Source organism: Pseudomonas sp. 31 R 17, assembly GCF_900004915.1.
Lineage (GTDB): Bacteria > Pseudomonadota > Gammaproteobacteria > Pseudomonadales > Pseudomonadaceae > Aquipseudomonas > Aquipseudomonas orientalis_A.
The window spans coordinates 22067-30382 of record NZ_CVTN01000065.1; the positions used below are offsets into that span (position 1 = coordinate 22067).

Annotated in this window: 10 protein-coding genes; all 10 read left to right on the forward strand. The window is 60.6% G+C overall.

The window, feature by feature from the left end:
• Window positions 1–170 precede the first annotated feature (170 nt).
• A complete protein-coding gene (locus BFP89_RS12415) occupies window positions 171–980 on the forward strand; it encodes an ATP-binding cassette domain-containing protein (RefSeq protein WP_057724577.1) in 810 nt (269 codons plus the stop codon).
• On the forward strand, window positions 980–1777 hold the full coding sequence (gene mlaE / locus BFP89_RS12420; RefSeq protein WP_057724578.1) for a lipid asymmetry maintenance ABC transporter permease subunit MlaE: 798 nt from the start codon (window positions 980–982) through the stop codon (window positions 1775–1777). Before BFP89_RS12415 ends, mlaE begins: the two co-directional genes overlap by 1 nt.
• The gene (mlaD, locus tag BFP89_RS12425; RefSeq protein ID WP_065885792.1) at window positions 1777–2244 is read left to right on the forward strand and encodes an outer membrane lipid asymmetry maintenance protein MlaD; all 468 of its coding nucleotides are present in this window, start codon (window positions 1777–1779) and stop codon (window positions 2242–2244) included. Before mlaE ends, mlaD begins: the two co-directional genes overlap by 1 nt.
• A gap of 11 nt (window positions 2245–2255) precedes the next feature.
• Complete coding sequence (locus tag BFP89_RS12430; RefSeq protein WP_065885793.1) at window positions 2256–2903, forward strand: MlaC/ttg2D family ABC transporter substrate-binding protein; 648 nt, start codon at window positions 2256–2258, stop codon at window positions 2901–2903.
• Window positions 2900–3205: an STAS domain-containing protein gene (locus BFP89_RS12435; RefSeq protein ID WP_065885794.1), complete on the forward strand. Its 306-nt coding sequence runs from the start codon at window positions 2900–2902 to the stop codon at window positions 3203–3205. Before BFP89_RS12430 ends, BFP89_RS12435 begins: the two co-directional genes overlap by 4 nt.
• A gap of 115 nt (window positions 3206–3320) precedes the next feature.
• The gene (locus BFP89_RS12440) at window positions 3321–3560 is read left to right on the forward strand and encodes a BolA family protein (protein WP_003188597.1); all 240 of its coding nucleotides are present in this window, start codon (window positions 3321–3323) and stop codon (window positions 3558–3560) included.
• A 23-nt stretch (window positions 3561–3583) separates the two neighbouring features.
• Window positions 3584–4849: a UDP-N-acetylglucosamine 1-carboxyvinyltransferase gene (murA, locus tag BFP89_RS12445; protein WP_065885795.1), complete on the forward strand. Its 1266-nt coding sequence runs from the start codon at window positions 3584–3586 to the stop codon at window positions 4847–4849.
• Window positions 4850–5069: 220 nt separating this feature from the next.
• Window positions 5070–5705 carry an ATP phosphoribosyltransferase gene (gene hisG / locus BFP89_RS12450; protein WP_003188599.1) on the forward strand — a complete coding sequence of 212 codons (636 nt, stop codon included), beginning with the start codon at window positions 5070–5072 and terminating at the stop codon, window positions 5703–5705.
• A gap of 127 nt (window positions 5706–5832) precedes the next feature.
• Entirely contained in the window at window positions 5833–7152 is a 1320-nt protein-coding gene (hisD, locus tag BFP89_RS12455; protein WP_065885796.1) for a histidinol dehydrogenase, read from the forward strand.
• Between the two features lie 3 nt (window positions 7153–7155).
• Entirely contained in the window at window positions 7156–8208 is a 1053-nt protein-coding gene (hisC, locus tag BFP89_RS12460; protein WP_065885797.1) for a histidinol-phosphate transaminase, read from the forward strand.
• The last annotated feature ends 108 nt before the right edge of the window (window positions 8209–8316 follow it).

Genomic DNA, 8316 nt, shown 5'->3' on the forward strand with positions numbered 1-8316 from the left:
CCTGAATCTGAACAAGCACTGTTCCGGCCTTGGGGGCGCTGTACCAGCAGTGATATAGTTCGCGGCCAGTTCGGTCCGCCCAACCCATGGCGCAAACATTTGCGCATCCGCGGTAAACGAAAGTCGCATACATGGTGTCTGAGTGAAAGGCTGCATCCCAAGGAGATTAGATGAGTGCCGATAACGCCTACGCGGTCGAGCTGAAGGGCCTTTCCTTCAAGCGCGGTACGCGCAGCATCTTCAATAACGTCGATATTCGCATTCCTCGCGGAAAAGTCACGGGCATCATGGGGCCTTCCGGTTGCGGCAAGACCACCTTGCTGCGCCTGATGGGCATGCAATTGCGCCCCAGTGCCGGCGAAGTGTGGGTCAACGGCCAGAACCTGCCGACCCTGTCGCGCAGTGATCTGTTCGATGCGCGCAAGCACATGGGGGTCCTGTTCCAGAGCGGCGCGTTGTTTACCGATCTCGATGTGTTCGAAAACGTTGCGTTCCCGCTGCGGGTGCACACCCAGCTGTCCGATGAGATGATTCGGGACATTGTGCTGCTCAAACTGCAGGCGGTAGGGCTTCGCGGGGCCATCGACCTGATGCCTGACGAATTGTCCGGCGGCATGAAGCGCCGCGTCGCCCTGGCGCGAGCCATCGCACTGGACCCGCAGATCCTCATGTATGACGAGCCGTTCGTGGGCCAGGACCCGATCGCCATGGGCGTGCTGGTGCGCCTGATCCGCCTGCTCAACGACGCATTGGGGATCACCAGCATCGTGGTGTCCCACGACCTGGCCGAAACCGCGAGCATCGCCGACTACCTCTATGTCGTGGGGGATGGCCAGGTGCTGGGGCAGGGGACGCCGGAAGAGCTGATGAACGCCGATAACCCGCGCATTCGTCAATTCATGACCGGCGATCCCGATGGCCCGGTGCCTTTTCACTTTCCGGCAGCGGACTACCGCGCAGATCTCCTGGGGAAGCGCTGATGCGCAAAACATCTATTATCGAGAAGGTTCGCCTTTTCGGTCGCTCGGGCATCGACATCGTCGAAGTCCTCGGGCGTTCGACTATTTTCCTGTTCCACGCCCTTCTCGGCCGCGGCGGCATCGGTGGCGGCTTTGGCTTGCTGCTCAAGCAACTGCATGCGGTTGGCGTGATGTCCCTGGTGATCATCGTGGTCTCCGGGGTGTTCATCGGCATGGTGCTGGCGCTGCAAGGCTTCAACATTCTGTCCAGCTACGGTTCCGAGCAGGCGGTAGGGCAGATGGTCGCCCTGACGCTGTTGCGTGAACTGGGGCCGGTGGTCACTGCGTTGTTGTTCGCCGGGCGTGCCGGTTCGGCGCTGACCGCCGAAATCGGCAACATGAAGTCCACCGAACAGCTGTCCAGCCTGGAAATGATCGGCGTGGACCCGCTCAAGTACATTGTTGCCCCGCGCCTGTGGGCCGGCTTCATTTCCCTGCCGCTGCTGGCGATGATCTTCAGCGTGGTCGGAATCTGGGGCGGTTCGTGGGTGGCGGTGGACTGGTTGGGCGTCTATGACGGTTCCTACTGGGCCAACATGCAAAACAGCGTGACCTTCACGGGCGACGTGCTCAACGGCATCATAAAGAGCATCGTCTTCGCCTTTGTAGTGACCTGGATCGCCGTATTCCAAGGCTATGACTGTGAACCCACTTCAGAAGGGATCAGTCGCGCCACCACCAAGACCGTTGTGTACGCCTCGCTGGCGGTACTGGGCCTTGACTTCATTTTGACTGCCTTGATGTTTGGAGATTTCTGATGCAAAACCGCACTGTGGAAATCGGTGTCGGCCTTTTCTTGCTGGCTGGCATCCTGGCTTTACTGTTGCTGGCCCTGCGGGTCAGTGGCCTGTCGGCCAGCCCCACCGCCGACACTTATAAACTTTATGCGTACTTCGACAATATCGCCGGTTTGACGGTCAGAGCTAAAGTGACCATGGCTGGCGTAACCGTCGGCAAGGTCACGGCAATCGATCTGGATCGCGACAGCTTCACCGGGCGAGTGACGATGCAAGTGGACAAGAAGGTGGATAATCTGCCGACGGACTCCACCGCATCCATCCTCACTGCGGGTCTGCTGGGCGAGAAGTACATCGGTCTCAGCGTTGGCGGGGAAACAGCCCTGCTCAAGGATGGTTCGACAATCCACGACACACAGTCGTCGTTGGTACTTGAAGACTTGATCGGTAAATTCCTGCTCAACACGGTCAATAAAGACGCCAAATGAGGAATCTGTTCATGATCTCTACCTTGCGACGCGGCCTTCTGGTGCTGCTTGCAGCGCTGCCGTTGATGGCCAACGCAGCCGGTTCCGCCCACGAACTGGTGCAGGACACTACCAACAAAATGCTGGCTGACCTGTCGGCCAACAAGGAAAAGTACAAACAGGACCCGAGCCTGTTCTACAACGCGCTCAACAGCATTGTTGGTCCGGTGGTCGATGCCGAAGGCATCTCCCGCAGCATCATGACCGTCAAGTACTCGCGCAAGGCCACGCCTGCGCAGATGCAGCGTTTCCAGGAAAACTTCAAGCGCGGCCTGTTCCAGTTCTACGGCAACGCCTTGCTTGAATACAACAACCAGGGCATTACCGTGGCTCCGGCCGGTGATGAGTCGGGTGATCGCACCAGCGTCAACATGAGCGTCAAGGGCAACAATGGCGCCGTGTACCCTGTGCAGTACACGCTGGAGAAGGTCAACGGCGAGTGGAAACTGCGCAACGTGATCATCAACGGCATCAATATCGGCAAGCTGTTCCGTGATCAGTTCGCCGACGCGATGCAGCGCAATGGCAACAACCTGGACAAGACCATCGATGGTTGGGCCGGCGAAGTGGCCAAGGCCAAGGAAACTTCCGATAAGGAAGCCGGGAAGCCAGCGCAATGACCGAGTCGGCTGTTCGTATCGGCGACGCCGGCGAGCTGTTGCTCAGCGGCGTGCTCGATTACCGCACCGGGCCTGACCTGCGCAAGCAGGGCCAGGCTCTGATCAAGGCCAGCAGCGCGCCTGCGCTGGTGGTCGATTGCTCGGCGGTGACCAAGTCCAGCAGCGTCGGTCTGTCGTTGCTGCTGTGCTTTATGCGTGATGCCGAAGCGGCAAAAAAGCCACTCAGCATCCGTGCATTGCCTGAAGACATGCGCGAGATTGCCGAGGTTTCCGGCCTCACCGAGCTGTTGGCACACCCTTAATACACATTTATCAAAAAAGCCCCCCGTCAGAGTCCTGCTATGCGGGGTTCGCAGGCGCGGGGCTTTTTTGTATGATGTGCGACCCGTGCGCACTGGGCGCCGATAGAGGTTGAGCATGCAGGCCCTAGAAGTTAAGAGCTTCCTTGAAGGAAAGCTGCCGGAAACGACTGTAGAAGTTGAAGGCGAAGGCTGCAATTTCCAGCTGAACGTGATTAGCGATGAACTGGCGGCATTGAGCCCGGTCAAGCGTCAGCAGCAGATCTATGCCCATTTGAACCCATGGATCACCGATGGCAGCATCCATGCGGTCACTATGAAATTTTTCAGCCGCGCGGCCTGGGCCGAGCGCACCTGAGCCCCCAAGGCGTCGAGATTCTTATGGATAAATTGATTATTACCGGTGGTGCCCGCCTCGATGGCGAAATCCGCATTTCCGGTGCGAAAAACTCTGCCTTGCCGATCCTGGCGGCGACCCTGCTGTGCGACGGCCCTGTGACTGTGGCCAACTTGCCGCACCTGCACGACATCACCACCATGATCGAGCTGTTCGGTCGCATGGGTATCGAGCCTGTGATCGACGAGAAATTGTCCGTCGAAATCGACCCTCGCACCATCAAGACCCTGATCGCACCGTACGAGCTGGTGAAAACCATGCGTGCGTCGATTCTGGTACTCGGCCCGATGGTCGCGCGTTTCGGTGAAGCCGAAGTGGCCCTGCCTGGCGGTTGCGCCATTGGCTCGCGTCCGGTCGACCTGCACATCCGTGGCCTGGAAGCCATGGGCGCGATCATCGACGTCGAAGGCGGCTACATCAAGGCCAAGGCGCCGGAAGGTGGTCTGCGTGGCGCGAATTTCTTCTTTGATACCGTCAGCGTGACCGGTACCGAGAACATCATGATGGCCGCTGCCCTGGCCAATGGCCGCAGCGTCCTGCAAAACGCCGCGCGCGAGCCGGAGGTGGTCGACCTGGCCAACTTCCTCAACGCCATGGGCGCGAAGGTTTCCGGCGCCGGCACCGACACCATCACTATTGATGGTGTAAAGCGTCTGCACACCGCCACCTACAAAGTCATGCCTGACCGCATCGAGACCGGCACGTACCTGGTTGCCGCTGCCGTGACCGGTGGCCGCGTGAAGGTCAAGGACACCGATCCGACCATCCTCGAAGCCGTCCTGGAAAAACTCAAGGAAGCCGGCGCCGAAATCACCACCGGTGAAGACTGGATCGAGCTGAACATGCACGGCAAGCGGCCAAAAGCCGTCAATGTGCGCACAGCCCCGTACCCGGCATTCCCGACCGACATGCAGGCGCAGTTCATTTCCTTGAACGCGATCGCTGAAGGCACCGGCGCCGTGATCGAGACCATCTTCGAAAACCGCTTCATGCATGTGTACGAACTGCACCGCATGGGTGCGAAGATCCAGGTCGAGGGCAACACCGCCATCGTTACCGGCATCGACAAGCTCAAGGGCGCGCCAGTGATGGCCACCGACCTGCGTGCCTCGGCCAGCCTGGTGATTTCGGCACTGTGCGCTGACGGCGACACCCTGATCGACCGCATCTACCATATAGATCGTGGCTACGAGTGCATCGAAGAAAAGCTGCAGATGCTCGGCGCTAAAATCCGCCGCGTTCCGGGCTAACCCCCGCTGCATTGTATGTAGGAGCGAGCTTGCTCGCGAAAACGTCAACGGTAACGCGTTTATCCAGATTCAACGCGGTGCCCATGAGTTCTTCGCGAGCAAGCTCGCTCCTACACACACACACTGGTTTGTTTCAAATCGAGGCTGTAACGGCCTCGATCTGTGTCTGGCGCCGTTTGCGACCGGACAGCAATAGCCTGATGAAGGACTGACATTTCCCATGTTGACCATCGCACTGTCCAAGGGCCGCATCCTTGACGACACGTTGCCGCTTCTGGCTGAAGCGGGCATCGTGCCGACCGAGAATCCGGACAAGAGCCGCAAGCTGATCATCCCCACGACCCAGGACGACGTGCGCCTGCTGATCGTGCGGGCTACCGACGTGCCGACCTATGTTGAACATGGCGCCGCCGACCTGGGTGTCGCCGGCAAGGATGTCCTGATGGAATACGGTGGCCAGGGGCTCTACGAGCCATTGGACCTGCGTATCGCCCTGTGCAAACTGATGACCGCCGGCCGTGTCGGCGACGTCGAACCCAAGGGCCGCCTGCGCGTGGCGACCAAGTTCGTCAACGTCGCCAAACGCTACTACGCCGAACAAGGCCGTCAAGTCGATATCATCAAGCTCTACGGCTCGATGGAGCTGGCGCCGCTGATCGGCCTGGCCGACAAGATCATCGACGTGGTCGACACCGGCAACACCCTGCGCGCCAACGGTCTCGAACCCCAGGATTTCATTGCCGACATCAGCTCGCGCCTGATCGTCAACAAAGCATCGATGAAGATGCAGCACGCCCGTATCCAGGCGTTGATCGACACCCTGCGCAAGGCAGTGGAGTCTCGACACCGCGGTTGACTCACCTGCGTAGCCCAAAGGCTGCGCCCGTCTATCCGCCTCATAGCCAGAATTCTCAGGTGCCCAAGCGGAGCGAACGGTAGTTTAGGGCGCCTGAGTTTTTTGCCAATCCTATGAGGCCCTCGCTATGACCACGTCCACTGCAATTGCCCGACTCAACGCTGCCGACCCGGATTTCGCCCATCATCTGGATCATCTGCTGAGCTGGGAAAGCGTGTCCGACGACTCGGTCAACCAGCGGGTGCTCGACATCATCAAAGCCGTGCGCGAGCGCGGCGATGCGGCACTGGTGGACTTCACCCGTCAGTTCGACGGCCTGGACGTCAAGTCCATGGCCGACCTGATCCTGCCCCGTGAACGCCTGGAACTGGCCCTGACGCGTATCACCGCGCCCCAGCGTGAAGCGCTGGAAGTGGCGGCGGCGCGGGTGCGCAGCTATCACGAAAAACAGAAGCAGGATTCCTGGAGCTACACCGAGGCCGATGGCACCGTGCTGGGCCAGAAGGTCACGCCGCTGGACCGCGCCGGCCTGTATGTGCCGGGCGGCAAAGCCTCGTACCCGTCGTCGGTATTGATGAACGCGATCCCGGCCAAGGTGGCGGGGGTGACCGAGGTGGTCATGGTGGTGCCGACCCCGCGTGGCGAACTCAACGAGCTGGTACTGGCCGCCGCCTGCATCGCCGGCGTCGATCGCGTGTTCACCATCGGCGGTGCCCAGGCCGTGGCCGCCCTGGCCTATGGCACTGAAAGCGTGCCGAAGGTCGACAAAGTGGTGGGGCCGGGCAATATCTACGTGGCCACCGCCAAGCGCCATGTGTTCGGCCAGGTCGGTATCGACATGATCGCCGGGCCTTCGGAAATCCTCGTGGTGTGTGACGGCCAGACCGACCCGGACTGGATCGCCATGGACCTGTTCTCCCAGGCCGAGCACGACGAAGACGCCCAGGCGATCCTGGTCAGCCCCGACGCTGCGTTCCTCGACCAGGTTGCCGCCAGCATCGACAAGCTGTTGCCGACCATGGAGCGCGCCGCGATCATCGAGAAATCGATCAATGGCCGCGGCGCGCTGATTCTGGTGAGCGACATGGAGCAAGCTATCGAAGTGGCCAACCGTATCGCGCCGGAGCACCTTGAGCTGTCCGTGGCGGACCCACAGGCCTGGCTGCCGTTGATTCGTCACGCCGGCGCGATCTTCATGGGGCGCCACACCAGTGAAGCCCTGGGCGACTACTGCGCAGGCCCGAACCACGTACTGCCGACCTCCGGCACCGCACGTTTTTCGTCGCCGCTTGGGGTGTATGACTTCCAGAAGCGCTCGTCGATCATCTTCTGTTCGCCCCAGGGCGCGTCCGAACTGGGCAAGACCGCGTCGGTGCTGGCCCGTGGCGAGTCACTGAGCGCCCACGCGCGCAGTGCTGAATACCGCATTCTTGAAGAGGGGAAATAAGGCATGAGTAAATTCTGGAGCCCTTTCGTCAAGGATCTGGTGCCATACGTGCCCGGTGAACAGCCGAAGCTGAGCAAACTGGTCAAGCTCAACACCAACGAAAACCCCTACGGCCCATCGCCCAGGGCGCTGGCGGCGATGCAGGCCGAGTTGAACGACAACTTGCGTCTGTACCCGGACCCCAACAGCGACCTGCTCAAGCAGGCCGTAGCCAGCCATTACGGGATCGATGCGGGCAAGGTCTTCCTCGGCAACGGTTCCGACGAAGTCCTGGCGCACATCTTTCACGGCTTGTTCCAGCACGACCTGCCGCTGCTGTTCCCGGATATCAGCTACAGCTTCTATCCAGTGTATTGCGGCCTGTATGGCATCACCTTCGACGCGGTGCCATTGGACGAGCAGTTCCAGATTCGCGTGGCCGACTATGCGCGGCCCAACGGCGGGATCATTTTCCCCAACCCGAACGCGCCGACCGGCTGCGTGCTGGCGCTGGACGCCGTGGAGCAGATCCTCAAGGCCAGCCCGGACTCGGTGGTGGTGGTCGATGAAGCCTATATCGACTTCGGCGGCGAGACGGCCATCAGCCTGGTGGACCGCTATCCGAACCTGCTGGTGACCCAGACCCTGTCCAAATCGCGCTCACTGGCCGGTTTGCGGGTGGGCCTGGCCGTGGGCCACCCGGACCTCATCGAGGCGCTTGAGCGGGTCAAGAACAGCTTCAACTCCTATCCGCTGGATCGGCTGGCGATTGCAGGCGCGGCGGCGGCGTTCGAGGACCGTGAGTACTTCGAGAAAACGTGCCGATGGGTGATCGACAGCCGCAACAAGGTGGTCGCACAACTGGAAGATAAAGGCTTCGAAGTGCTGCCGTCAGCCGCCAACTTCATCTTCGCTCGTCACCCGCGACACGACGCTGCCGGCCTGGCGGCCAGGTTGCGTGAGCAGGGTGTGATCGTGCGGCACTTCAAGCAGGAGCGGATTGCCCAGTTCCTGCGGATCAGCATCGGAACGCCGGAGCAGAACCAGGCGCTGATTGATGGCCTGGGCGAGCTCTAAGCCACACTGGAGATAAAAATGTGGGAGGGGGCTTGCCCCCGATGGCGGCCTCTGGGCCGACCAGGATGTTGGATCAGATCGAGTACATATCCGTTTCTGCGGTAACGG

Bases quoted from the DNA above. Each gene is read 5' to 3' on its own strand.
- BFP89_RS12415 (WP_057724577.1), top strand. From the start codon at position 171: ATGAGTGCCGATAACGCCTACGCGGTCGAGCTGAAGGGCCTTTCCTTC.
- mlaE (WP_057724578.1), top strand. From the start codon at position 980: ATGCGCAAAACATCTATTATCGAGAAGGTTCGCCTTTTCGGTCGCTCG.
- mlaD (WP_065885792.1), top strand. From the start codon at position 1,777: ATGCAAAACCGCACTGTGGAAATCGGTGTCGGCCTTTTCTTGCTGGCT.
- BFP89_RS12430 (WP_065885793.1), top strand. From the start codon at position 2,256: ATGATCTCTACCTTGCGACGCGGCCTTCTGGTGCTGCTTGCAGCGCTG.
- BFP89_RS12435 (WP_065885794.1), top strand. From the start codon at position 2,900: ATGACCGAGTCGGCTGTTCGTATCGGCGACGCCGGCGAGCTGTTGCTC.
- BFP89_RS12440 (WP_003188597.1), top strand. From the start codon at position 3,321: ATGCAGGCCCTAGAAGTTAAGAGCTTCCTTGAAGGAAAGCTGCCGGAA.
- murA (WP_065885795.1), top strand. From the start codon at position 3,584: ATGGATAAATTGATTATTACCGGTGGTGCCCGCCTCGATGGCGAAATC.
- hisG (WP_003188599.1), top strand. From the start codon at position 5,070: ATGTTGACCATCGCACTGTCCAAGGGCCGCATCCTTGACGACACGTTG.
- hisD (WP_065885796.1), top strand. From the start codon at position 5,833: ATGACCACGTCCACTGCAATTGCCCGACTCAACGCTGCCGACCCGGAT.
- hisC (WP_065885797.1), top strand. From the start codon at position 7,156: ATGAGTAAATTCTGGAGCCCTTTCGTCAAGGATCTGGTGCCATACGTG.